At 44.6% G+C, this 26,385-nt stretch carries 24 protein-coding genes; 11 read left to right on the top strand and 13 right to left on the bottom strand.

Translation table 11 applies throughout. The features are described from left to right. The first annotated feature begins 265 nt into the window (after positions 1–265). Genes LI82_RS10595 through LI82_RS10575 form a run of 5 tightly spaced genes read left to right on the top strand, consistent with a single transcriptional unit; the run spans position 266 to position 5,397 of the window. The gene (locus LI82_RS10595; protein ID WP_048195608.1) at positions 266–1,531 is read left to right on the top strand and encodes a UbiD family decarboxylase; all 1,266 of its coding nucleotides are present in this window, start codon (positions 266–268) and stop codon (positions 1,529–1,531) included. Between the two features lie 24 nt (positions 1,532–1,555). Then, complete coding sequence (locus LI82_RS10590; RefSeq protein WP_048195606.1) at positions 1,556–2,743, top strand: aconitase X; 1,188 nt, start codon at positions 1,556–1,558, stop codon at positions 2,741–2,743. Then, entirely contained in the window at positions 2,730–3,143 is a 414-nt protein-coding gene (locus tag LI82_RS10585; protein WP_048195605.1) for a DUF126 domain-containing protein, read from the top strand. Before LI82_RS10590 ends, LI82_RS10585 begins: the two co-directional genes overlap by 14 nt. 18 nt (positions 3,144–3,161) lie before the next feature. Next, positions 3,162–4,280: a site-2 protease family protein gene (locus LI82_RS10580; protein ID WP_048195603.1), complete on the top strand. Its 1,119-nt coding sequence runs from the start codon at positions 3,162–3,164 to the stop codon at positions 4,278–4,280. A gap of 10 nt (positions 4,281–4,290) precedes the next feature. After that, positions 4,291–5,397 carry a TIGR04013 family B12-binding domain/radical SAM domain-containing protein gene (locus tag LI82_RS10575; protein WP_048195601.1) on the top strand — a complete coding sequence of 369 codons (1,107 nt, stop codon included), beginning with the start codon at positions 4,291–4,293 and terminating at the stop codon, positions 5,395–5,397. A gap of 6 nt (positions 5,398–5,403) precedes the next feature. On the opposite strand, the gene LI82_RS10570 is transcribed toward LI82_RS10575, so the two are convergent. The 4 genes from LI82_RS10570 to LI82_RS10555 form a co-directional block, all read right to left on the bottom strand. Further along, on the bottom strand, positions 5,404–6,105 hold the full coding sequence (locus tag LI82_RS10570) for a YkgJ family cysteine cluster protein (RefSeq protein WP_048195599.1): 702 nt from the start codon (positions 6,103–6,105) through the stop codon (positions 5,404–5,406). Between the two features lie 194 nt (positions 6,106–6,299). Continuing rightward, complete coding sequence (gene uvrC / locus LI82_RS10565) at positions 6,300–8,105, bottom strand: excinuclease ABC subunit UvrC (protein WP_048195598.1); 1,806 nt, start codon at positions 8,103–8,105, stop codon at positions 6,300–6,302. A 49-nt stretch (positions 8,106–8,154) separates the two neighbouring features. Then, a complete protein-coding gene (locus tag LI82_RS10560; RefSeq protein ID WP_048195597.1) occupies positions 8,155–8,916 on the bottom strand; it encodes a ribonuclease H-like domain-containing protein in 762 nt (253 codons plus the stop codon). 199 nt (positions 8,917–9,115) lie between these two features. Continuing rightward, the gene (locus tag LI82_RS10555) at positions 9,116–9,541 is read right to left on the bottom strand and encodes a hypothetical protein (RefSeq protein WP_048195596.1); all 426 of its coding nucleotides are present in this window, start codon (positions 9,539–9,541) and stop codon (positions 9,116–9,118) included. A gap of 253 nt (positions 9,542–9,794) precedes the next feature. On the opposite strand from LI82_RS10555, the gene LI82_RS10550 reads away from it, so the two are divergent. From LI82_RS10550 to LI82_RS10525, 6 genes are all read left to right on the top strand, one after another. Further along, positions 9,795–10,067: a PRC-barrel domain-containing protein gene (locus LI82_RS10550; RefSeq protein WP_048195595.1), complete on the top strand. Its 273-nt coding sequence runs from the start codon at positions 9,795–9,797 to the stop codon at positions 10,065–10,067. 8 nt (positions 10,068–10,075) lie between these two features. Next, a complete protein-coding gene (locus LI82_RS10545; protein WP_048195593.1) occupies positions 10,076–10,807 on the top strand; it encodes a tRNA(His) guanylyltransferase Thg1 family protein in 732 nt (243 codons plus the stop codon). 119 nt (positions 10,808–10,926) lie between these two features. Further along, positions 10,927–11,880, top strand: a complete 954-nt coding sequence (locus tag LI82_RS10540) for a tyrosine--tRNA ligase (RefSeq protein ID WP_048195591.1) — start codon at positions 10,927–10,929, stop codon at positions 11,878–11,880. 99 nt (positions 11,881–11,979) lie between these two features. Then, a complete protein-coding gene (locus LI82_RS10535) occupies positions 11,980–13,116 on the top strand; it encodes a hypothetical protein (protein WP_048195589.1) in 1,137 nt (378 codons plus the stop codon). A 136-nt stretch (positions 13,117–13,252) separates the two neighbouring features. After that, positions 13,253–15,253, top strand: coding sequence for a cation:proton antiporter (locus LI82_RS10530; RefSeq protein WP_048195588.1), 2,001 nt, complete (start codon positions 13,253–13,255; stop codon positions 15,251–15,253). 17 nt (positions 15,254–15,270) lie between these two features. Further along, positions 15,271–16,548 (top strand): methanogenesis marker 16 metalloprotein, encoded by a 1,278-nt coding sequence (locus LI82_RS10525; protein ID WP_048195587.1) that lies wholly within the window; start codon positions 15,271–15,273, stop codon positions 16,546–16,548. On the opposite strand, the gene comE is transcribed toward LI82_RS10525, so the two are convergent. From comE to LI82_RS12595, 9 genes are all read right to left on the bottom strand, one after another. After that, positions 16,517–17,080, bottom strand: coding sequence for a sulfopyruvate decarboxylase subunit beta (gene comE, locus LI82_RS10520; RefSeq protein ID WP_048195586.1), 564 nt, complete (start codon positions 17,078–17,080; stop codon positions 16,517–16,519). The genes LI82_RS10525 and comE overlap by 32 nt on opposite strands. Then, positions 17,077–17,574: a sulfopyruvate decarboxylase subunit alpha gene (comD, locus tag LI82_RS10515; RefSeq protein ID WP_048195585.1), complete on the bottom strand. Its 498-nt coding sequence runs from the start codon at positions 17,572–17,574 to the stop codon at positions 17,077–17,079. Before comD ends, comE begins: the two co-directional genes overlap by 4 nt. Before the next feature lie 5 nt (positions 17,575–17,579). Continuing rightward, positions 17,580–18,206 (bottom strand): (Fe-S)-binding protein, encoded by a 627-nt coding sequence (locus LI82_RS10510; protein ID WP_048195583.1) that lies wholly within the window; start codon positions 18,204–18,206, stop codon positions 17,580–17,582. A gap of 3 nt (positions 18,207–18,209) precedes the next feature. Further along, entirely contained in the window at positions 18,210–18,908 is a 699-nt protein-coding gene (locus LI82_RS10505) for a GTP-binding protein (RefSeq protein WP_048195581.1), read from the bottom strand. Next, entirely contained in the window at positions 18,905–19,669 is a 765-nt protein-coding gene (locus LI82_RS10500) for an ATP-binding cassette domain-containing protein (RefSeq protein WP_048195580.1), read from the bottom strand. Before LI82_RS10500 ends, LI82_RS10505 begins: the two co-directional genes overlap by 4 nt. An 11-nt stretch (positions 19,670–19,680) precedes the next feature. Next, positions 19,681–20,925, bottom strand: a complete 1,245-nt coding sequence (locus LI82_RS10495) for a cysteate synthase (RefSeq protein ID WP_048195579.1) — start codon at positions 20,923–20,925, stop codon at positions 19,681–19,683. A 183-nt stretch (positions 20,926–21,108) separates the two neighbouring features. Then, positions 21,109–21,342 carry a cytochrome b5 domain-containing protein gene (locus tag LI82_RS10490; RefSeq protein WP_048195578.1) on the bottom strand — a complete coding sequence of 78 codons (234 nt, stop codon included), beginning with the start codon at positions 21,340–21,342 and terminating at the stop codon, positions 21,109–21,111. Between the two features lie 46 nt (positions 21,343–21,388). Continuing rightward, a complete protein-coding gene (locus LI82_RS12600) occupies positions 21,389–24,109 on the bottom strand; it encodes a sensor histidine kinase (RefSeq protein ID WP_269078537.1) in 2,721 nt (906 codons plus the stop codon). Positions 24,110–24,380: 271 nt separating this feature from the next. Further along, positions 24,381–26,378 (bottom strand): PAS domain-containing sensor histidine kinase, encoded by a 1,998-nt coding sequence (locus tag LI82_RS12595; RefSeq protein WP_052402896.1) that lies wholly within the window; start codon positions 26,376–26,378, stop codon positions 24,381–24,383. Positions 26,379–26,385: the final 7 nt, after the last annotated feature.

The following is a 26,385-nucleotide window of genomic DNA, read 5'->3' as shown; positions in this document are numbered from 1 at the left end:
TAATAAATTATCTATTTAACTAACATAAGTTAGTCAAAAACATTACTATTTATACTATAATGCATTTCTATGTGTAGTTCTATGTGTTGTCTTCCAACTGCTCCCATCAGACTTCCTTTAGTTCTGATTTCCAAAACCATTTTCATCACCGATGGGAGCAACTCCTTTTTTGAAGGCAATTTCCTTTTTTATGCACTTATAAAGACCTGGGCGTAAAAAGACGACAATGTATTTATCGAGAGACCCTTTTTACTATATCGATACAATGAGTTTCAGAGATTTTATCGATCATCTAAGGGCAAGCGACAGGCTTGTTGAGGTCACAGATCCTGTTTCGAAGGTCTTCGAAGCACCAAGACTTGCAAAGAAGAGCAATGGGCCGATACTTTTTCATGACATTGACGGGCAGAAATCGATCATGAACCTTCTTGGTTCAAGGGACGAGCTTGCTGACATGTTCGGTGTGCCAAAGGATGGTATCATCCAGAGGCTTTCTGAAGTTCGTCCGGATGGGGAAGTTAAGATCGTCGACTCATCCCCGACGCAGGAGGTCATAACTGATGAGGTTGACCTTACAAAACTGCCTCTTATGACACATTTTGAAAAGGACGGCGGACCTTACATCACTGCAGGTGTTGTTGTTTCTGAGTACGACGGGATGATGAATGCATCTATCCACAGGCTTATGGTCGTCGGAAAGGACAAACTGGCTGCACGCCTTGTTCCACCGCGTCATAGCTTTGTCCTGCATAAGAAGGCATGCGAGAACAACGAACCGCTGCCAGTGGCAATAGTACTTGGTGCAGATCCTGTCATCACTTTTGCATCCACCACCCGTGTGCCTGCCGGAAAGGAATTCGAATATGCAGCAGCTCTTCGCGGTGCTCCTGTGGAACTGTTCGAATGTGAGAACGGCGTTAAAGTGCCACATGCAGAGATAATACTCGAAGGCTACGTCGACCCTGTGGAAAGGGTGGATGAAGGTCCTTTCGTGGACATTACAGGAACATACGACCTTGTGCGCAAGGAACCGGTGATCCACATAACAAAGATCATGCACAGGCGTGACCCTATCTATCACGGCATCCTGCCTGCAGGCCCGGAACACCTTCTCATGATGGGCGTGCCTTACGAGCCAAAGATCTACAATGCTGTTTCAGAAGTAACTACTGTAAAGAACGTCGTGCTCACCGAAGGTGGCTGCTGTTACCTGCATGCTGTTGTGCAGATCGAGAAGCAGACCGAAGGTGATGCCAAAAATGCTATTATGGCGGCATTTGCAGCGCACACAAGTCTCAAGCATGTTGTAATTGTGGACGAGGACATTGACATCTTCGATATGCAGGATGTGGAATTTGCCATTGCGACACGCGTGAAAGGGGATACTGATATGATGATCATCCCGAACGTTCGCGGCAGTTCACTTGATCCGAGAGGTGCACCTGACGGTACGACCACCAAGGTCGGTATCGATGCCACTAAAGTGCTTGCAGAAAAAGAGAACTTTGAACGTGCCAAGATGCCGGAATAAATCTTAAACTAAGCGGAAAATAACATGCATCTTACAAAAGAAGAAGAGAGAACCCTTAACGGTGAGGATGGGGAAACCCTGCAGAAAGCAATGGAGATCCTCGTCGCACTTGGTGATATCTATGGTGCGGACAGTTTGATCCCTGTCAAGAGCGCACAGATAGCAGGAGTTTCCTATAAGACCATAGGGGATGCAGGACTTGAATGGATCTCTGACCTAAATGGCAAAGTGAAAGTTCCTTCCATCCTGAATCCGGCGGGCATGGACATGCAGCGCTGGAAGGATATGGGCATTGAACCGGATTTTGCCGAGAAGCAGGTAGAGGTCATCAAGGCATACGAGAGCCTTGGTATCCGTTCTATGTGCACATGCACCCCATATTATCTTGAGGGTTTTTCAGCTACTTATGGTGATCATCTGGCATGGAGTGAATCATCTGCTGTTTCCTATGCAAATTCAGTGATAGGAGCACGCACAAACCGTGAAGGCGGTCCTTCCGCACTTTCAGCGGCACTTGTGGGCAAGACTGCGAACTATGGCTATCATCTTGATGAGAATCGTGTTCCTACAGTTTCCGTGACCGTGGAATGTGAACTATTGGGATCTGATTACGGTGCACTGGGCTATCTTGCAGGAAAGGATGTAGGTAACAGGGTCCCTATTTTCTACATGGCCTCTACTCCGTCATCTGACAACCTCAAAGCACTGGGTGCAGCAATGGCAGCATCCGGAGCAGTCGCATTGTATCACGTTGAGGACATAACTCCTGAAGCACAAAAGGTAAGTTTTGCAAACCCCGAAGATAGGATCGTTATCGAACGCAGCCAGATAGATGAGGTCTACGAAGAAGTCATCGGAGGTACTGATGATCTGGAGTGCGATATTGCGGCAGTTGGCTGTCCGCATTGTTCAGCAGATGAGCTGGAGAATATTGCCCGGCTTCTGGAAGGAAAAGGAATTGAAAAGGAACTGTGGGTATGTACTTCAAGGGAAGTTGCCGAGAAGAACGCTGAACTTGTTAAGCAGATCGAGCAGAGTGGGGCAAAAGTGCTCTGTGACACATGTATGGTCGTGTCTCCTGCTACGGAAGGTCATAACTGTATGATGGTAAACTCAGGAAAAGCGCTTGCATATGTTCCTGGAATGTGCAAGGTTGCCGCAAAGATCGGCAGTCTTGAAGAATGTATCAAAAAGGTAGGTGGTGACAATTAAGATCAAATGTCGTACTATCGCAAGGGGTGTTGCAGAAGGTGAAGTCCTCCTATCAACCGATGCACTCTCATTTTTAGGCAATGTGGATCCAAAGAACGGCGTGGTTGTTGACCCTTCTCATGCCATTTACGGGCAGTGCATCAAGGATAAGATCCTGGTGTTCCCTCATGGAAAAGGTTCTACTGTCGGTTCCTATGTTATCTACCAGCTGAAAAAGAACAATGTTGCTCCGGCAGGCATGATCAACATCGATTCCGAGCCCATAGTGGCAGTTGGTGCCATTATTTCGGACATCCCTCTGGTTGACAGACTTGAAGAGGACCCTTACGAGGTTCTTTCTGATGGGGATCATGTAAAGGTCGACAGCAGCAACGGATATATCGAGATCCCTGAAAAATGAGATCATTAGTGTGACATAATGGCAAAGAACGACTCTAATTCCGGACATCTGGACGATCAGCAAATAGAAGCTTTGGTCATGAACCTCTATGGTGATGTCCATCCTTTTTTTAAGGTATATGAAGTTGGATATGTTGATGGGGACATATACTTCTATGGCGTTCCAACCACGGATAAGCAAACCATTACCAATAGCTTATGGGGCAAGTTTGGAGCAAAAGGATATCGCTTTGCTCTGGTGTCCGAGCTTGGTGAGGATGTGCTGATCGCATCTCCTATTCATGAAGTTCCCGAACGCATCTGGATCAATGTGGTGCTGGCAATAGCTACTGTATTCACAACCATGTTTGCCGGTGCAGCGATGTTCGGTGTGGATATATTCAATGAGCCTTCAGGTTTCATAAAAGGCCTGCCTTTTACCCTCGCAATAATGTTCGTATTGGGATCCCATGAGATGGGGCACTACATGGCTGCAAAGATGCATGGTATGCGGACCTCACTTCCTTATTTTATTCCTTTTCCCACTTTTATCGGAACCATGGGTGCCGTTATAAAGCACAGAGGTATCATCCCTAATCGCAGGGCATTGTTCGATGTAGCAGTTGCAGGTCCGCTTGTAGGCATTGTAGCATCTGTGATCGTGACCTTCATAGGCCTTTCACTGCCACCGGTGGAGCTTCCTGCTGATCCCGGGGCCATCATGATCGATATCCAGACACCGCTGCTGTTCGATGGCATCACCCGGATCATGGGCAGTACTTCCGAAATGATGCATCCGGTTGCATTTGCGGGATGGGTGGGCATGCTGGTGACCGTTCTTAACCTCCTGCCATCCGGCCAGCTTGATGGTGGTCATATCATGCGAGCCATGTTGGGTGAGCGTGCCCGGAAAGTATCCCTCATGATGCCGATGTTATTGGGCGCTCTTGCATTGTATGTGATCTTTGTTCTTGAGCAAAATGGAGGTATCTGGTTGTTCTGGTCATTCTTCCTTTTACTCTTTGCTCTGGCCGGTCATCCAAAACCCTTAAATGATGAAATAATACTTGACAACAAAAGGTTGGCACTTGGAATTCTCACTTTTATACTGGGGATCCTGTGTTTCACATTGGTACCGTTAACTCTGGTCATGAATTGAGGTGAGATGTATGGATATTTGTTTTAGGTGGATGCAGAAGAACACTTACAGCCTTGCTTCACTTATGCCTCTTGTTCCCGGGAACATGGTTGTGAAACAACCTCATGATGGCATCATGATATACAGCTTTGCCACAAAACAGAAAGAAGATATCTTCACAGAGGTCGACGATTCTTCCACCGATTCCATTTACATTGCAGGAGGTCCTCATCCATCCGGTTCTGTGGAGGATACTCTTGAACATTTCGACTATGTCGTTGTCGGGGAAGGGGAGGAAGCTCTTCCGGAACTTGTAAATGCACTTCTCAGCGGAAACAATCCTTCTGATGTAAAGGGGATTGCATATCGAAAGAACGGTAATGTGGTGTATACTGAAAAACGTGGACCTGTGGATCTTGATGCCTACCCATGCTTTGATCCGGAAGGCATACGTGCTCCTCTCGAGATCAGCAGGGGATGCCCCTGGAAATGTAAATACTGCCAGACGCCCCGTTTATTTGGCAACCGGATGAGGCACAGGAGCATTGATTCCATATTGAAGTTCGCTAAACACTACAGTGACCTGCGTTTTACTTCATCGAATGCTTTTGCTTATGGGGGCGATGGGGTACATCCACGTTTTGATAAGGTTGAGAAACTTTTGTCGCAGCTACATTCAATGGAAGACAAAAATATATATTTCGGTACCTTTCCCTCAGAGATCCGACCGGAATTCACAACTCACGAAGGTCTGGACCTTATTGACCGGTACTGCACCAACAGAACGATCAGCATGGGTGCACAATCCGGTAGTGACAGGATATTGAAAGAAATGCTCCGCGGTCATACTTCCGATGATGTTACGATTGCAATTGAACGGTGCTTTGAGCATGAAATAACCCCGATCGTGGATTTCATCTTTGGTTTTCCGGATGAGTGTGAAGAGGACCAGCAAAGAACACTTGAACAGATCAAATGGATATGCCGCAAAGGTGGAAAAGTAAGGGCACATTACCTGACCCCGCTGCCATCCACTCCTTATGAGAACATAGTTCCGTCGCCTATCAGTGACCCGGTTCATAAGGTACTGGGAAGAATGGCAAGGGACGGCAAGCTCAATGGCAACTGGGATAAATGAAATTATTCAGTCATCAACGGATACTCGTGAAAGTTCGAGTTCGTCCTTGTAATATACGTAAACTTCGATCTCTTCGCCTTTGCCAAAAGAACGCATCTTTCTGTCATAGATCGATTTTACGTGGCGAAGCCCGTTCTTTTTGAAGTGATCCCTGACCTTCCCGAGGAACCTTATCTGCTGGCGAAGGTATGCTTCCTCATAAGCCTTTGTGTCTGCAGCTATTTTTTCAGCTTCACTGCCCGATATTTCTGAGTGGTAGCACCCATGCTCGTTAAGTCCGGATATCTGTCTCCAGTCAAGCTTTCCTTCATCATCCGTTTCCCTGTGGAGCATGTAAGGGTAAAGCCGACAGATGGTGAGCCTTCTGTCATACATGGTACATCTTTTGTTCTCAAGCATGACACAACTTCCATCCTCCTTTGTTCTTAGTGCATAACCTGAAACATAGAATCGCCCGTTCTGGTCGCAGAACTCATAATAAGGTGCAGGTTTGATAAGGTTTGGATCAATGCTTTTAATGAACTCTGTATCCTTGTCGAGCAGGAACACATGGTCGTTGAACTCTTTGGTACAGCACCTGGCACACATGTCGCATTCAAATCCCACTTCCTTGATGATGTCGATCAGCTTCTCATCAGGATATGCAAGCATTTCCTCAAGTTCCTTCTTTGTATCCTCGATCTGTTCGTCTATAGAATTAACTTCCATCACCTTTTGTCGTTCTTTATGCGATATCCTGTTTCAACATTAAGATACCCGATATTAAGATACTTTGCCAATAAAATACTATCTCAACTTCAAAGCCTGACTTCAGTTTATCTCTTTTTCATCCGTCCTTCTTTTTATCTATCCGGGAATCAGTCTGAGGCTATATTGGTCCCGGGTTTGGTGACTGGCCATGTTCAATCCTGATTGCTCTTGAAATGATCTGCGATCTTCCCAGCAAGCCCTTTGCTGATACCTTCCACTTCCGCAAGGTCCTCTATAGAAGCGCGCCTTATCTTATCGATTGACCCGAAATGGTTCAGCAGGGCTTTCTTCCTGGATGAGCCAATTCCTGGTATTGAATCCAGTTCAGAATGGGACAACCTTGCAGTACGTCTTCTTCGATGTGAAGAGACTGCAAAACGATGTGATTCATCCCTCACCTGCATGAGCATCCTGAGCGCATCGGATGTATGTGGAAGTATGACAACCTCGTCCTGTCCTTCCTTCGGGACGATTATATGCTCGAACCGTTTTGCCAGACCGACCAGGGGAATGTCAAGTCCCAGTTCCTTAAGTGATCCCATTGCAGCGCCGACCTGTCCCGGGCCACCGTCGATGAGTATCAGGTCAGGCATTTTGTTATCCTCAGTTTTCTGTTTTTTGTACCGGCGCTTGACCACTTCTGCCATCATGGCAAAGTCATCGATGCCTTTTACGGTCTTGATATTGAAATGCCTGTACTTGTCCTTTGCAGGCATTCCGTTGTTGAAAACCACGAGTGATCCTACGGCATCAGTCCCTGATATGTTGGAGATGTCAAAGCCTTCTATTTGTACCGGCAGGGTAGGGAGTGAGAGTTCATCACGAAGCTGTACCAGTGCCTGTAGTGCAGTCTCCTTATCACTTTTCTTTATATGCGATTGTTCCATTGTCATGATTGCATTCCTTGCAGCCATGTCAAGCAACTTTTTCTTATCTCCTCTTGCAGGCACCTGTATGCTGACACTTCTGGATGCTTTTTCAGACAGCCATTTTGTGATAAGTTCTTTTTCAGGTATCTGGTGCTGCACAAGGATCTCCGGAGGAACCGGTGCATCCTGGTAATATTGCTTGATGAACTCCGCGACAATTTTGGTGATATCTCCTGCTGCATCTCCCCATGAAAGTGAAAAATCAGCCTTTCCTACCATGTTCCCGTCACGGATATAGAAGATCTGCACGAAAATTGTTTCCTCATCGGCTGCCGTGGCTATGAGGTCACTGTCATTGTTCCCTGCTGTGGCGGTCTGCTGTTCGGACAGGCTTTTGAGTGCTGCTATCTGGTCACGTATCACAGCAGCAGCTTCGAATTCCTGTTCTTTTGCATGCTCCTGCATCTTTTCATTAAGTGAACTTAGGATTCCTGCGGTGTCACCTTTGAAGAACTTCACAGCTTCCATGACGTTCTTACGATATTCCTCTTCGGAAATGGAACCGTTGCATGGCGCATAGCAGCGATCAATGTGATAGTTAAGGCATGGCCGTGTTCTCTTCCCGTCGACCTTCCGGTTGCAACTTTTGATCCTGAATACCTGCGATATCATGTCAAGTGTACGGCGTACAGGCTTGACGTTGGTATAGGGTCCGAAATAAAGGGCTCCGTCCATGAGCCTCTTGCGTGTTATGAATATCCTCGGGAACTTCTTGTTGACCGTGACCTTAACGTAAGGATATCGTTTGTCATCCTTCAGGTCTATGTTGTAATGGGGCCTGTTCTTCTTTACAAGATTTGCCTCAAGTATCAGTGCCCCGACCTCAGAATCCGTTACGATGTAGTCGATATCCTCGATCTTCCTGACCATTGCCCTGGTCTTTGAAGAATGGTTCTTTCCGGACTGGAAGTATTGGCTGACCCTCTTCTTCAGGGATTTTGCCTTTCCTATGTAAATAATGTTGTCGGAGCTATCCTTCATCAGGTAGACGCCCGGCAGGTCAGGGATATTGGATATATCCGGCTTCATTATATTCTGTCATCCTCTGTATATTGAAGGAAAAGAACGACGCTTTGTCTCATTTTCCGAGGGTCTTCTCGAATGTCCTTTCGCTGAACTGCGTGTATGTTTTATTGATGATCGTTTCCAGGTTGACGATATCTTCCCGGTTGTATTCAAGAAGAAGGTCCAGCGATTCTTCATTTCCGCGCTCGTACTCGTGCCAGAGCCGGACTGCATCGAACCCGGTAATGTCGACCGTATCATCAGTTCGCTGTATCCCCAGCTTTTTCTCGATGGCCTTAAGCCCTCCCGTGAGCCCAATGCGACGCAGAGGGTACATAAGGTCCACATGGAGCTGGTTGAAATTAATTTCCGGGAATTCGTGCTTGATGAACGGCAGGTCGAAGCGTGCCCCGTTGAAGGATACCAGAAGCTCGTATTTTTCCAGCTCTTCTACGATGTCATCAAGGTCAATTCCTTTGACATACGTTTTTGCATCTTTCCCGTCGTAGATCCCTACAACAGTAATGCAGGAACTATTAGCAGAGAGGCCTGTGGTCTCAATATCGACATAAGCGACAGAATCCGAGAAATGCTCAAAAGCTCTCCAGTGTTCTGCACCCGGGAGGCAGTTGGCGAAGTATTCGAAATCTCTCATTGCAAGGTGATCTTTGGATTCGATGATCCCTTTTTCGATCCTTTCTTTCCTCGTTGCAGGTATTGAAATGCAGTCCTGGTGTTCCAGGTATTCGTCCCACTGGCAGTGCCCGCTCTCCCATATCCGTTTTTCAATTGTTTTCCCTATGCCGGGAATATGTATGTAGGTGCTTGTAAGCATGTTCTTTTGCCCTCTGGACTTTTCAGCTATACTTCTATTTAATGATGGTGCATTTCCAAGAGTAGAACTTTCGTTTTCCCATAAGTGTTTGGTGTTAAGGTATCAATAGTTGTGGGTAAATGCAACAATTGACGATATCTTGTGAATAGTAATTTCTTCTTTTTTGAATTATATGGTTATAGAAAATAAATTTTGAAAATTAATTCACGAAATACTTCTTTTTTGAATAAACATAAGATAAAAATGCAAAGCTGAGGGCGCTATCTACAATAATTTCAATATCTGCAAGGGCCAGGTAATTGGATATTCCGTTGGCTGTACCCCATAAAAACCAAAAGATTGCAGGATAAAATACGACTTTTTTCAATTTAAGGAAACCATATGCCAGACTCACAGAAATCAATGCATATAGGAAATAAACATAGAATACAAATCCCGACTGCAAGGCATATCCCTGAATGTATAACGGATATCCGGCAAAGCCACAAAATAACTGGAGTACTGCGCTCAAACCAACAAAGATTCCAAGAATTATTATTCCTCTGGGTTTTGAGTCATTCAATCCAAGCATCTGGAAATTATTTTTGATTATGGAAATCCAAATATCTGCAAGCCCATTAACCATATATTGGAACAGACTCCAACTGTATATATAAATAGCGGAAATTATTATATATTTTCAGTATTCAATTTAATTTATATTAAACTAGATTCACTGAAAGCATTCCAATTTTGTTATTCATTAGTACGCTGCGCTATGGGACAATTTATTGATTATGTTCAGAAGCCTTTAAGGCACATCAATACGCATTTTATATATATTATCAACATGTAAATCATATTTATAATTTTAATAGATCAAGACAACAGGGGCTATCATGCGCGCAGATATAACATCACTGTTTGGATTAAATGTGTATACGAATCAGGGTACGTATGTGGGAAAAGTGAACGATCTCGTTTTTGATGTGGATGAGAGGGTTGTTTCAGGCCTTGCTCTTTCAGACATCAACCGTGATATCTTTGATGTTGCGACCAGGGGGGTCATCCTTCCATACAGGTGGGTTGTAACTACCGGGGACATTGTCCTCATACGCGATATCGTTAAAAGGTTCAAGAAACCTGCAAAAGAGGAAGAAAAAGAAGACTGATCCTTCTCATGAAACAGCGGGAGATCTATTCAGATCTGCGCTGCATTGCTCCTGTGATCATACGCGTTGATGGCAGGACGTTCAAACATACGCTTTCACGGCTTGGTTGCGAAAAGCCGTATGATGAAAGGTTTGCATCTGCCATGGCGGATTCTCTGGAACTTTTCTTCAAAAAAAGCGGAATGAGTGCAGCGTTAGCATATACTTTTTCTGACGAGGCGAGCATTCTTTTCTTTGACCTGCCCTTTGATGGCCGGGTCGAGAAACTTGATTCTGTGGTCGCCAGCTACCTTAGCAGTGCTTTTACTATTAAGATGGGTCTCGATGAGCCTGTGTCATTTGATTCCCGAATCGTTCCCATCGAGAAAGGTCAGGTCCCTGAGTATCTGGTCTGGCGCCAGAACGAGGCCTGGAGGAACTGTGTAAGTTCATATGGATATTACACGCTGCGTTCGGAGGGCCTGAGCGAAAAGGAAGCTGCAGCTGCTATCAAGGGTAAGAAGGCTCAGGATATACATGAGATGTTGTTCCAGCGTGGAATAAACCTTGATAAGGTTCCATCATGGCAAAAAAGGGGTGTTGTAATACACAAGACCGAGTATCATAAGACCGGCTTTGACCCCGTGAAAAATGAAAGGACCCGGAGCAAAAGGTCTAAAGTGGTCCAGGATTGGGATATTCCCATGTTCTCATCCGATGATGGGACCGATTTTTTGAAAAAATATATTATGGGTAACTGATGTACAGTACTCTATATTGGTTACTAATGTACCGTAATCTATATGGTGATGACTTGACTTTAAAGTCCCATCATTCATAGTGATCAGTTTAATTCTACTATGATATTGAAGGTGAATTCATGGAAAAGATCGATCTTATAAAAAGAAACGTGCAGGAGATTGTCACAGAAGCGGAGCTTACAACATTGCTGGAGACCAAGGAAAACCCTTCAGCATATACCGGCTACGAACCTAGTGGGAAGATCCACATGGGCCACGTTCTTACTGTGAACAAGTTAATGGACCTTCAGAAAGCAGGATTTGAGATCACTGTCCTTCTTGCGGATGTCCATGCATACCTGAACCAGAAAGGTACGATGGAAGAAGTACGCAAGACCGCGGACTACAACAAGGAATGTTTCCTTGCACTCGGACTTGATCCGGAAAAGACTAATTTTGTATATGGCTCTGATTTCCAGCTCTCTCCTGAATACATGCTTAATGTGCTCAAGCTCACCCAGTCAACTTCACTGAACCGGGCAAAGAGAAGCATGGACGAGGTTGGAAGAAAGATGGAAGATCCTAAGGTTTCCCAGATGGTCTACCCTATCATGCAGGCTATCGATATCGCACTTCTCGGAGTGGATGTCGCGGTAGGTGGTATCGACCAGAGGAAGATCCACATGCTTGCAAGGGAAGGGCTTCCAGGCCTTGGCTTCAAAGCTCCGCTCTGCATCCACACTCCTATACTTCTCGGACTGGACGGTACCAAGATGTCATCATCCAACGAGAACTATATTTCAGTGGACGATGATGCAGCATCCATTAATAAAAAGCTTAAGAAAGCATTCTGTCCTGCAGGTGTTATTGAAGATAATCCGATGCTTGAGCTATTCAAGTATCACATAATGCCTCGCTACGATGAGATCGTCTTCGAAAGGCCGGAGAAGTTTGGCGGCGACCTTGTATGCAAGAGCTATGCAGAACTTGAGACAGTATTTGCAGACGGAAGTCTTCATCCAATGGACCTGAAGAACGGTGCCGGCAAGTACATCAATGAGATACTTGACCCTGTAAGGTCAGTTCTTGGATAATCTGATAGAGGCAGCAGAATCCCTGCTGCCTACGTAATCTATTTAACGTTTGCACTATAAGAATTAACTCAATAAGAATTAGTCGAATTGGGGAACCGCATGAAATATACATTTCAAGATTCTAATGAATTATCTATTCAGAGGGATGTTATACAGGATCTTCAGGATTTTGTTTACATTTCGAGCAAAGTTCTTCCTATTGAGAATGCTTCCATTGAGAATAATGATGATCTGATAGGCAGGCGAACATCTCTGGAAAATGGGTCTGATGAACTGGAGTCCAGTAATAGTAAGATCCTGAATTTCATTGACAACATTACTGGGGAGTTTGAATTAAAAGATCTCCTTGATTACAGAAATTCTATTCTTGACGCATGCGAGTCTTCTTTCAACAAGAGTTCAGATGCCATGTTTTCTGAGATCGAGAGCATTAACAAGAATATAGACAAAAGCCTGGATGATGTGGAAAGGCAGATCCTTTCAATACTCGATCCCTTCTTTGAAGGTGGTGTTTATGGCACAACAGAAAAGTATTTTGCTTCCATGGACCGGAATGTTCTGCGGGGTAAGCTTACTTCAACGGTTTCCGGAATGGAATATGAATCCGAACTTACCTTTACCGATAGTTCTACAACAATAAGGGGATTCTTCGGCACTCTCTTTTTACCGACCTGGACAAGGTCCGGTATCATATACAAGGAAGATAAAGTTAAACTGGAAGATGTGTCCGATTTCCGTCTTTCAACCCTGGATTTTGATGATCATCAAATTAGTGCAATGTTCGTTAACAAGAAAGCTACCAAGCGCTTAAAGGTCGATATGAGTGGAGATTCCCTTGTGATATATTATGATGGCAATGAGACCACAGCAGATCCTGCACTCATGAACTCTGTCAAAGAAGAGAATGTAAGATCAATGCTTGATGCCCTTAGGGACTATATCCGTTCCCATGTTAAGAGGAAGACCCTTGTCAAGCTTATGCTCGATGGTGAAGATGCTATTCGTAACAACCAGACATTCGATTGCCTGAAACTGATCGCTGAGCAGTTCACGGATATTATCAACGAATGCATTGACAGAGGTTATTCTGATGGCGAGATCACTATAAAGATCGAGCAGACTGATGGAACACGTACCGAGAAATATGTCAGCAAGGCCGAATTGTTCGACCAGCTTTCTGAGTTTGGTAGTGAAGGCCTGGAACTCGCAAGTCTTCTTGGTGTGGAGAACTCCTGATCTTTTAATACCCGGATGGTCATATTTTTAATATGGCCTATCTTTTTATCGATCGCATTATCTTATTATCTTATATATTACCTGAAACAGAGATTAACATTAGTATATTTCTGGTATTTATTCGGGGGAAGGCTTGATGGAATCTTTCATAATAAATAATCTTACCATAATTTTCGGTTTGTCCATCGCCATTCTTTATTTCTGCCACCGTCTTCATATACCCATAATTGTCGGATTTCTTTTTACGGGTATGTTATTGGGACCTCATGGTTATGGTCTGATAGATGCCATTGAAGAAGTAGAAGTGCTTGCTGAGATAGGCATCGTTCTGCTGCTTTTCACGATCGGTGTTGAGTTATCTTTAAAGGATCTCTGGAGCATGAAACGGGCTGTCCTTATTGGCGGTTCCATACAGGTACTGTTTACAATAGCAGTTGTCTATTTCATATCTTCCTGGGTCGGATACGGTTTTGCAGAATCCGTTTTTATTGGTTTTTTATTCTCTCTGAGTAGTACGGCTATCGTGCTCAAGCTTTTGCAGAAGAGGGGTGAACTGCATGCTCCGCATGGACGTCTGTCCCTTGCAATTCTACTTTACCAGGATGTCATTGTAGTTCCCATGATACTGGTGACACCATTTTTGGCAGGTGTGGGTTCCACCGGAGATGCAGCACTGCTTCCCATAATTGCAAAAGGCATCGGCCTTATCGTTCTGGTCATGGCCAGTGCTAAGTGGATCGTCCCGAACGTTCTCTATCAGATAACGAAGACCCGGGATTCCGAGCTCTTCTTCCTGAGCATCATTGTTGTCTGCCTTTCGGTCGCCTGGCTTACATCCAGCATGGGACTATCTCTTGCATTGGGTGCTTTTCTCGCAGGTCTGATCATCTCGGAATCCGAATACAGCCATCAGGCACTTAGTAACCTCATTCCTTTCCGTGATATTTTCATGAGTTTCTTCTTTATTTCCATAGGGATGCTGCTTGATATCGGACACTTCTTTGAGAACCCTGTGCTGTTCATACTTGTGGCTGCCGGGGTACTTCTGTTAAAATCAGTACTAGCCGGCTTGGCCTCATTCCTGCTTGGCTTCCCCCTGCGTACGGTGATCCTGGGGGGACTTGCACTTGCACAGGTTGGTGAGTTCTCATTCGTTCTTTCCAGGTTCGGGCTGGAATTTGGTATCCTTGATCAGAACGTGTACCAGCTGTTCCTTGTGGTCTCCATCATTACAATGGCAGTAACTTCATCTGTAATGTCAATTTCACCCAGGGTCGCGGACCGGGTCGTGAACCTGCCTCTGCCATCAAAGTTCAAATGTGGTTTTCATCCAGGGGCTATGGAGGATATTCTTGACAAAAAGACACATCTTAAGGACCATCTTGTCATCGCAGGTTTCGGTTTCAATGGTCATACCGTTGCAAAGGCAGCAACGGTGGCAGGAATTCCCTATCTCATACTCGATACCAACCCGGAAACCGTTAGGAAAGAACAGTTAAAAGGCGAACTGGTCTATTATGGCGATTCTTCCCAGAAAGGCGTGCTCGAACATGCGGACATCAAGGACGCAAGGGTGCTGGTGGTCTGCATATCTGATCCGGCGGGAACGCGTAGAACTGTTTCACTTTCACGTAAATTAAATCCGAATCTACACATTATTACACGTACACAATATCTCCAGGAAATGGAACCTCTGTATGCACTGGGTGCAAATGAGGTAATTCCTGAGGAGTTCGAGACATCCATCGAGATATTCGTAAGGCTGATGAAGAGATATCTTATTCCAAAGGATGAGATCGATAAATTGGTCTCAGAGATACGTTCGGATGGTTATGAGATGTTCAGAACGTTGTCCGGTACAATGAACATCTATGACATGGAAGTTGATATTCCGGAAATGAACATTACGAATGTAAGGGTTAGGTCATCTTCCTATGTAGTTGGGAAAACACTTACTCAGCTTGGCCTGAGGAAAAAATATGGTGTCACAATACTTGCGATTCGCAGGGACTCTGAAATTCTTGCAAGTCCGGATGCTGATCTCTCGCTGATCTCGGGTGACGTGGTCGTACTGATGGGCACGCCGGAAATGATCTCAAAAGTAGATCCGCTATTTGCAGGCGGGAATATCGATTAAGGAAATGGAGGGGTTATATGGAACGTAGCATTGAAAGTATAAACGAAAGCATTGGTAAAGGAGAAGCTGTTGTGCTTACTGCACAGGAGGTCTGTGAACTTGCAGACCGTGGTGAAGATGTCGAAAAAGTGGATGTCGTGACAGCAGCAACACGTGCTATCATGAGCGGGACCTATGCGATCCTCTCTTTCCCTGTGGACGCACCCTGCAGTTTCCTGCGTGCTAAGGAAGTCTACATGAACGGGGTTCCTGCTCATGTGGGTCCCTGTCCCAACGAAAGGTTGGGTATCCTTGATCTGATGCTTTTTGGCACAGATCACAGCCTTGATGACCACCACTATGGTGCCGGTCATCTCTTCCGTGACCTTGCAGCAGGGAACCCGGTGGATGTCAGGGTGGTAACTGATAATGATGTTACCTTCACGACACAAGTTACACTTGACGATATGCCGTATGCCATGATGTATGGTACACGTCACGCTTTCAAGAACTATTCAGCTTTTGTTAACACCTCTGATGACACCGTATCTTCCATATTCCATGCCATCGACTTCGGACCAAGGCTAACAGAGGCCACGATCTCCGGGTGCGGTCAGATCAATCCTGTAAAGAACGACCCTTTGCTGAAGTCCATCGGTATTGGAACACGCATCCTCATGAACGGCTCAGAAGGTTTCATACTTGGTTCCGGTACCCGTAGCGCCAAGGAAAAACCAAACCTTACGGCCTTTGCAGATATGCACGGTATGGACCCTGAATACATGGGTGGCTTTTTCACATCAGCAGGTCCGGAATGTATCGTTTCATGGGCAGTGCCCATAGCTGTGACCGACCCTTCGGTAGTGGATGCGATAGCAGAGCGTGACAGGCAGATCAAGATGTCAGTAATGGCTGTGGATAAAAGGGCTTGTGTGGGCTATTCCACTTATGGTGACGTATGGGAAGACGTGGACCTGGAAGTAACGTTCGATCCGGAAGATTGTATCAATTGTGCCTTATGCGAGCCTCAGGAGAACTGTCCCATGGCTGCTATAAGCTTTGATGGGGACAAAGTGAAACTTGACAGGTATGCATGCTTTAACTGTGGCCTGTGCACAACTCTGTGTGTGGGGGATGTGTTCACCGGAAACATGGGTTCCATCAATTTCGAGCTCGGTGACCATTCGGCGAACGTTCCGATCGTCCTGCGACAGTCTGACAAGAAAAGAGCTCTGGAGCTTTCAGAAAAATTAAAAGAGAAGATCCTCGAAGGTTCTTTCAAACTTACTCAGATGGTCGAGCACATTCAGTCATGAACCGTTCGATTATCTCTTCAGGGGACAGGCCAATGATAGGTACGGATGCATTTCCTGCACCCACGCGTGCGATCACAACTCCCCTGTCAACATTTTTAAGTGTCTGCTCAAGTTCCTTTTCATTATTTGTCGTGTAAACGTCCTGTATCCCTGCTCCTTTTGCAACAGCACCAAGGTCAGTTCCAAGGGACGTTGCTGTAGGCTGGTCCCCGGTTGATCCGTATGTGCCGTTGTCTATCACAACAAGAAGGTAGTTCTCGGGTCTCTGATGTGCAATAGTTGCCAGACTGCCCATGTTCATGAGAACAGAACCATCGCCGTCAATTGCGATAACATGCCGTTTTGGAACGGAGAGGGAAAGCCCCAGGCCAATGGAAGATGAAAGTCCCATGGATCCAAGCATGTAAAAGTTCCCGTTTCTGTCCTTTACGTGATGCAGTTCCTTTGAGGGCAATCCAATGTTGCACACGATGAGGGAGTTCTTCTCTTCTGCCTTTCTGGCTATCATTGTGATCGCATCTATGCGTTTCATTCTGCCTCCCAGAAACCGATCTCAAGAAGGACTGCAACAGGTCGCCCTTTCTCCGATGCGATCGCCCATGCATGAAGTATCGTTTCTTCTACATTGTCTCTGGTAGGCACGACATATGGTATGTCAAGTGTATCAAGCAAAGATGTTGTAAGCTGACCCATGGGTACCTGGGCACAGATAGTTTCACCTTCCACACCCCTGTGGCTCATGATCAGTAGCAGGGGGATGTGGAACAGCTTGTTAAGGGATGCAAGTGCGTTGATGGAATTTCCGAGTCCTGAATTCTGCATGAGCATTGCAGGTATCTTTCCTCCCATGTAAGCACCGGCACAGATGCCCACGCCTTCTTCTTCACGGGTTACAGGCACATGGATCATGGAAGGGTCATCATCTATCATCGGAAGTATGTCCTTCAGGTTGATACAGGGTACACTGACAACAAGGTCGATGCCTGTCATTCTCATGCCATTGAACACTGATGTGCTTGGGTCCATTTTTCTCACCACACTTTCAGGTCGATAGCTTCGATCCTGACGTTCCTTTCCTCTACTCCCACTACGATACCTGAATGCACTTTCTGCATCATGCAATGCGTGGGTATGAACTTCACGGTCTCTCCCACTCGCGGGATCCGTCCTTTTTCGACTTTTCCGTCAAAAGCGAATATCAGGCATATTCCCGCATCGATGAATTGAACATCCTCGTTTCCAAGGCGCTGAAGCGGACCCACCATGTGGATGGTGTTCATTCCACGGGACGCTTCAATGACCTTTGCGAAATGAGTTATCGGGCAGCCAAGTGGTCTGTACCTTACGAGGTCGCCTGTCTCAAGCTCGGTGCCGTCGATGGGATGGATGTCCTCTCTGCATGATGGCTCCCCTGCCAGTGGTGCAAGAGTGAAGTCTGCTTCAAGCCCATCGATAATGCCGATGATATTCGTGTTGTCAGATCTGTCCTTTAACAGCTCTTTCAGCTTCTTCCTTTTCTCAGAGAACTGTTGTTTTCCCATGAAAGGGCAGAGACCTATGTCCTCTGCTTTTCTCATATTCTCTGCAAGGTCACGGCATTGCTTGTATCCGCATTTGCCGCAATTATATCCGGGGAGCAGCTCGAGTATACCTTCCACTGTTTATTCCCCCTTATATTCCATGAATCCGTCAAGGTGGCGGAGAACTCCCATGTGGTACTTGCGTTCAACGCGCTTCTCACCGCTGCAAAGGGTGCAGATCGCAAGTGGCGGATTGTACCTGAGCTCCATATCTTTTCCTGCTTCAACTGAATCCTCTATCAACTCTGCAAGTTCGATGGCACCTTTTCCGCTAAGGCCGTTAGCCTCTACCACCATGCAGTCAGGATTGACTTCCAGTACTCTTTCCCTGAATACCTCACGTTCTGCCTGTGAGACGATGTCCCCTTTTGTCATGACCACGATATCTGCCGTTGTGAGCAGTGGGCCTACTTTCAAAGGTGTGTTCGGACCGGTGGTAACATCGATGACACAGACCGCTAAACATGAATCCGGGTATGGTGCACATCTTAAGCACAGTCCTGCGGTCTCATTGAGCAGGACGTTGGCGCCTTCCTCTTCTGCCCATTGCAGCATGGGTTCTGTATTATAGATTGTAAAATGGTCAGGGCACATATCCCTTGCAAGACCGACACGAATCGGGACGTCAAGCCTTCCAAACCTCTTGTCATCATCTGTCCAGAGACAGTCGACCTTGACTACTGCGGGTTTGTTGTCACGCCTTTTCAAAGCCTGTATGGTATGCAGTAATACGGACGTTTTTCCGGACCCAGGGGTTCCAGCAACAACTACCAGTTTCATACGACACCTTCCACGATCTCTCCTCTGCGAATGATCTCGCGAAGGTCCATCATCCAGTTATCAACTTCTGAGACACGATCCCCGACATTCTTTTCTTCAGTGCTTGTTGTGATAATATCGTTCATGCCACCGTTCTTTATGACTATCCTGCGGGATGCCATAAGTGCCAGTACAGGGTCGTGTGTGACTACCACAACGATCTTCCCTTCACCTGCAAGAAGGTTCAAAGCTTCCTGTTTTTTGATACCTGCATTCTCTATCTCATCGATAAGTACGATGGGTGAATCACTGATAACTGCGATATCTGCGGTCATAAGGGAGCGTGATTGTCCACCACTCAGCACGGTAAGGTGGTCATCTTCATGGATAGGTTCTCCTGTTAGGATGTTTGCCAGCTCGATGACCTTGTGCATAAGCTGCGGATCCTTTCCACGGCTTCTGGCATGCATCTGAAGGAATTCGGAAACGCTCATGTCAGCAAGGAAATGCATGTTCTGTGAAAGCTGTGCTATAAGTTTCAGGCGGGGATCAACTCTCATTTTTGTGTCAGGTTCCTCGTCGTTGATAAGTATCCTGCGTCCGGTTGGCGTGTCTCCCTGCGCCAGTTGCTCGATATCATCAATGAGTGTACTTTTTCCGGAACCTGTGGGGCCGACTATTCCGAGGATATCTCCCGGATTTATCTCAACCCTATCCACCAGTTCCTTTGTACCATCCTTGTTAACGCCTCCGATGATCGTCAGCTTGATAGCATTGCTCATTTTAAACAACCTCATTTCCCGAAAAGCTCGGATACCTTTTCCAGTATCTTTTTCTCCGCATCCGGGTCTGTTGGGGATACGGCAAGTCCGATCTCCAGTAGTTGTGTCGAAAATGCTTCTTCCAATCGTTTTTGTCCTCCGCCGGTTATGTTCAGGACGATCTGCTCATCAGGTTTGACCTCGCCTGCATCCACTGCCTTTATCAGTGCAGCACAGGCAACAGCAGGGGCTGGCAATATGTCGATGCCTTCGCTATCTTCGAAGAGCTTCTGTGCAGATTCAGCTTCCTTGTTAGTGATCCCGTAGATGGCCCCGTTCGTATCATCCAGTGCATCTTTCACACCGCCTATCGCTGAGTATGGCGGCTTCCTGTTGTAGAGTACATCATCGTGCATTTCTTCAGGACAGCGGCCTGTGAGCTCAATGCCTGTCCATAATGAGTAGAGGGGTGCGCATGGCAGGTTCTGTGCAAGATGAAGTCGTGGCATGTTGTTGCCGAAACGACCGTCCTCAAGAAGCCTCATGGATGCTTCCCATGCTGAAATTCCACCCGTTCCACTGCCAACTGCCTGGAAATAATGTTGTGGTAGGCTTTTGGTGGTAAGTACAGCATCCAGCATTACGGTTCCCATGCCATCCCTTCTGGCAACGTTGCGGGCACCACCCTCGCTTACAAAATTATCCCTTGATGCTATCTTTTCTGCCAGTGCAATGGCCTGGTAGTAGTCCCCGTCCACGGTCACCGTGCAGATGGAGGAGGAGTTCTCATCTGCTGTCCAGAGCCGATGGGCGCTGTTCTTTGGTACGATAAGCAGCAATTTCTGTCCTGTTATGGATGCCACGTGTGCAAAGGCCCTGGCAGTATTGCCGGCAGATGCGACCACCATTATACGCTCTTCATTATTCTCTATCAGTCGCTGCATTGTGGGGAATGACTCAAGGTCCTTGAAACTGCATGTTCTTATGAAAGCTTCTTTTTCAGGCCAATAGCCATTGAAAGTGATATTCAGGTCGTTAAGTCCGAGCTCTTTTGCAAACTCCTCACTTTTGTATGTCACAGGTCTGCCGGAACCTTCCTCTATGATACCGTTTACCGGGAGCCAGTCGTAATATCTCCAGATGCCCGACATGTCTGTCGGTTCTATCTGTTTCTTAGAATACTCTGTACGCAGCAATGCATCATCATTAGGGCAATGTAACGCATATGGATCACTGACTTGTCCGCACTCCGGACATTTCACGACATACTTGTTCATGGGGTCAAGTCGGAGAATCTACTTATATATTTTTCCATTAAAAAGGCAAAAATTGCCTATTTGGGTTTTTATGGTATGTAGTGTGGACTTTGGGGAAATCTCTCTGCAAAAAGTGTAAAATAAATATTTATGGGCATTTTCAGCAATGCCCCAAAATTGGATAATTTATCCCAAAAAGATCTTTCAATTTATCAATGTTCCAATAACAGGAAGCTCTTCCATGACGTCATCATCATGGGGGGAGTCATCCATCTCTTCAGTAAGGTCCATGCCGCCTTCATGCATTCCCTGATGATCTCCATCATCCCATAGCATGCTGTCAGTTACGTCGTAGACCTTTCCCTTATATGCTATGTAGCATTTAGAACCGTCCTTACCAGTGTACTTTGAAAGTTCTTCTTTTGTAAATTCTTCCACTTTAATAACCTCCGTATCAATACATTATCCTTGTGTTAATAATGATTTACGCTTTCTTTAAAGTTACCCAGAATTCGCTGCCTGGTCCATCCGGATTATTTTCTACTCCAACTTTTCCTCCATGGAGTTCAACGATCCTCTTGACAATTGCAAGGCCGATCCCACTTCCTTTTATTTTGCAATTTCCCGTTGCTCGTTTGAAACGATCGAATATCAGTTCTTTGTCCTTATCTGCAATACCTTTTCCTGAATCAGTTACTGTGATCTTCCAGTATTCATCCTGTTCTTTAACATCAATTTTGACATTTTCATTTTCAGGACCGTATTTTACAGCATTTGAGATCAGATTTGCAAATACTTCCTCGATCATTGGGTTTACAAGTGCATCGTGCCTACTTTTTGTTTCAAGCATGATCTTTATCTCCTTCTGAGCTGCCTGGTATTCAAAATGAGATATGCAGTAATTCAGGATCTTTGTAATGTCCATAGGTTCAAAATCGATCTCCTCCGTCGATTCCAATTTGGCAAAAGCTGCCACAGATTCGATAATTTCGATGAGCTTTTGATTTGTGTTATCAATTTTGTCAAGTTTCTTTAACTTATTTTCATCATCTTCTTCGATAAGCAAAAGATGAGTATATCCATCTATTACAGTTGCATGGTTGAGGAGATCATGACTAAGAACATCTGTAAAAATACCTTTTAGTTCATTTGAGTTCTCAAGTTGCTTTGCGTATTTCCTGAGCATTTCCTCAGTTTCCTTTATCTCGGTCACATCAAAAATTGCTCCGACAAGTCCGGCTTTATCTCCGTTCAGGTCTGTGAACAATGATTTATTGAATACAACTTTCCGTCTTGAACCATCTAATGATTCGCATTGTGATTCATATGCCTGTATTCCACCTTTTTCGAAAAGTTCGTTATCTTTTTCATAATAACTTATTGCAAGGTCCTCAGGAGAGATCTCAAAAACAGTTCTTCCAACCAGTTCTTCTCTTTTTATTCCTATAAAATCCTCAAATGCCTTGTTGCATCCAAGATATATTCCATCTTTATTTTTGTAGAACACAGGTAATGGGATAGCATCTATGAGTTCTTGCAGGAAATGGAAATATGTTCTCTGGACCTTTTCTACCTCTTTGAGTTGCGTAATATCATTTCCAATAGCTATCGACCCGATGACTTCTCTATTTTCATTGACAAGGTTTCTAGAGTTCCATGATATTATACGCTCTTCACCATCTTTTCTTGTGATGGTGGTCTCAAATCCGGCTACTCGCTTCCCTTGTTCTAAAATGGCTTTAGCTTCTGCAAATACCTCATTACGATATTTTTCATCCGGATATAGCAGATCCCACACCTTAGTACTGCCTATGATCTCCTCTCGGGCATATCCACTTATTTTTTCTGCAGCATTGTTCCATATAATAACCTCTGCATCTTTGTTGAGAACGTTAAGCCATATATCTGCATTTTCAATAACCGTCTGCTGGAACTGTGTCAGGTTGCATATCTTTTCATCAGCCAGTAATTTTTCAGTTATGTCCTCTACTGTAAAAGTAATTCCTGATGGTGGGGTATTTGGATCTATAAGGGCAAAAGTGAAGGCAATGTCAATTTCCTTTCCATCCTTGCGTATCCATTTAGCCTGTGCCTGGATCGGACCTTTTTCCTCTTCAAAACCTTTCAATATATTTCCGATCCTGTAGTACTCTTCTTCATCCGGATAAAGGAATCTTGTATTAGCTCCCACAATTTCCGCTCTTGAATATCCTACCAGCTCGCACATATTATCATTAACATCTCTAAACTCCCTTTCCCAGACCACTCCGATTCCTATCGGTGTTGCACGGAATACACTTCTGATCTTTGCTTCCTTTTCCCTGATAGCTCTCTCGTAATCTTTTATCCCTGTAATGTCCTGCAATGTGTATATGATCCCTCTGGAAGGATCTTCAGGATCCAGAAGTGCAAGTTTCATGGAAATATCAATGATCCTTCCATCTTTGTGCACGAATTGAGTTTCTGTAGTTCTCGTACATTTTTCATTTATGACCTTCTCTACCTCATCCCCGATGAGGCTGTAATGTTCATCAGATGGGTAGAACAGACGGGTGGTCTTTCCCACGATCTTTTCCTTTGAGTACCCGAGCAATTTGTAAGCTTTTTCATTCGCCTCTATAATTTTCCTGTCACGTGTAAGTCCTATCCCTATGGGGGCAACATCAAAAAGGGCGTTGATCTGCTGTTCTTTTTGCCTTAGTGTCTCTTCAGCACGCTTTCTCTCGAGTATTTCCTCTTTGAGCTGTTCATTGGCCCTTTTAAGTTCAGATGTTCTTATCTCTACGAGTTCTTCGAGATGGTTACGATACTTTTTGAGTTCATCTTCTACATCCTTGTGCTCGGTTACATCCCGAAGCACACCGATCAATCCTCGGGAGTTACCATCTTGATCGCTCTGGAAGTGAGGGTAGTTCTCGATCCAGTGAATATTTCCTTCACTGTCTAATAATCTGAACTCACTTTTGGGTGCATTTTTTTCCATCATTGCTTTTCGGAAACCTGCGACTAGTTTTTCACAGTCTTCCGGATGAATGTAATCTTCAAAAGAGGTGTTTTCCATACTTTCAGGATCAAATCCATATGTTTTGATCTGGGGACTTATGTAAAGAATGATACCTCTCTCATTTGTGATGTAGATTATATCCTTAGTATTCTCGATCAGGTATCGATATTTTACCTCCCCTTTGTTTAATAGATCCTTTATGGAAACATAGTCGATGGTATCTGTCTTTATACTCTACCCCCTCCCGAGTAATGAAAAAACAAAACAGAATATTATTATGTTCTGATGGAGTATATAAATATACTTGTCTGGTCTAAAAAAGCGATGTTCATCGGCACAATAATGTTTGCAAAGTGTTTCTGCTAATGTATAATCTGTGAACTGCAAAGTTGAGGATCAAAACTGTAAAATTATTAGTGTCTGATCTGTAACCGTACAGCTATTTTTGATCAATTTGATCATTAAAGATATTTCATACCTTCGTAAAAGTTACTCCAAAAACGGTTCCACTACTTTCAGGATTGTCTTCCACACTTAGGTCTCCACCATGGAGATCAACTATTCTTTTAACAATAGCAAGCCCTAACCCGGTACCTTTCACTCCTTTCTTGTCAACACGTTTGAAACGATCGAATATCAGTGACTTTTCATTATCCGGAATTCCATCTCCGAAATCGGTGACTGTGACCTTCCAATCTGTATCTTTATCGATGATATTTACAATAACCTTTGAGTTATCAGGGCCATACTTGATAGCATTTGATATCAGATTTGCAAATACTTCTTCTATCATAGGATTGGCCAACGCATTGTATTCCTGGTGTACCGGAAGTTCGATGACGACGTTCTTTTGTTTGGAATGATATTGGAACTGTTTTATGATATCTTTTAACATTCCTGCAAGTTCTATTGTCTCGAAATTGATGTCATCGATAGTTTCGAACTTTGCAAAAGATGCCGCTGATTCGATAAGCTCCATAAGCTTACGGTTACTGACCTCGATATTCTCAAGGTTCTTTATCTTTTTCTCATCCTTTTCCATTTGCAGGAGCATGTATGCAAATCCATTGACCACATTTGCATGATTGAGAAGATCATGGCGCATGATGTCTGTGAAGATATCTTTAAGTTCATTGGAACGCTCAAGTTGTTCGGCATACTCTTTCAGGATCATCTCAGACCTGACACGGTCCGTGATATCAATAATTACACCTATCACTCCGAGGACATCCCCTGTTATGTCAGTAAAAACAGACTTATTGATCATAATATTGTGTTTTTTCTGATCGCTGGCGTAGATAACTTCTTTTTCATAGGTCCTTGATCCTCCTGTCTTGATCAGTTCCGTGTCCGTGCAATATGATTCAGCGATCTGGATATCAATCTGTAGTTCAGAGATATTTTTTCTAATTATCTCTTCTTTTTTGATACCGGAAAAGTCTTCAAATGCCTTGTTGCATCCAAGATATACTCCTTCTTTATCTTTGTAACATATAGGCGCAGGTATGGCATCAATAAGTTCCTGCATGAAATGAACATGCTTTATCTGTATTTCTTCTGCTTCTTTTCTTTTGGTAATATCATTACCGATGCCTATCGTTCCGATGTTCTCTCCTTTTGAGTTAAGGAGTTTCTTGTAGTTCCATAAAATGACACGTTTTTCCCCATCCTTTCTTGTGATGATGGTTTCCAGATCTGATACTTTCGTCCCTTCTTCTATGATCCTGGTAATTGTTGAGAATATCTCATCGCGATACTCTTTTTCCGGGTATAGTTGGTCCCATATCTTCGTGCTGCCGACAACTTCATCCCTTGTATAACCGCTTATCCTTTCTGCAGCATTGTTCCATATTACGACTTCAACGTCCCTGTTAAGCACATCAAGCCAGATGTCTGCGTTCTCAATAACGGTTTGCTGGAACAGGCTCAGGCTGCTGATCCTTTCTTCTGTTTCTTTCAGGTCCTTTATTTCCTGTTTAAGTTCTTCATTGGAACTTGCCAGTTCAGTATTTTGAATTTGCAGGTTTTCATCAAATTTATCGCGATATCTCTGCAGCTCTTTTTGCATTGCGATGTGTTTTGTGACATCTTTCATGATGCCGATGATCCTGGATGGCTCCCCATTTCTTCCTCTTTGGAATTCGGCATGGTTCTCAAGCCAGTGCTCTTTGCCATCCTGGTCGAGAACCCTGAGCAAGGTGTCAAAAGGAGTACTGTCAGTCAGCATCTTCCGGAATCCGAATTCCAGATCTTCACGGTCTGATGAATTGATGTATTTCAAAAAAGAAGTGCTATGCATCTTATGAGAGTCCAGTCCAAATTTCCTTATCTGAGGGCTGATATAGTCTATAATTCCTTCAGGATCTAATATGTAGAATATGTCAGTTATGTTCTCGATGAGGAGGCTGCATCTGTTCTCTTCTACATTCAATGCATTATGCATTATGCCGCTTTCTATATGAGCTGTCATTAGGGAG

Source organism: Methanococcoides methylutens, from assembly GCF_000765475.1.
In the GTDB taxonomy this organism is placed as follows: domain Archaea; phylum Halobacteriota; class Methanosarcinia; order Methanosarcinales; family Methanosarcinaceae; genus Methanococcoides; species Methanococcoides methylutens.
The sequence above is the reverse complement of the archived record's forward strand: the minus strand, read 5'-3'. Positions and strand labels throughout refer to the sequence as shown.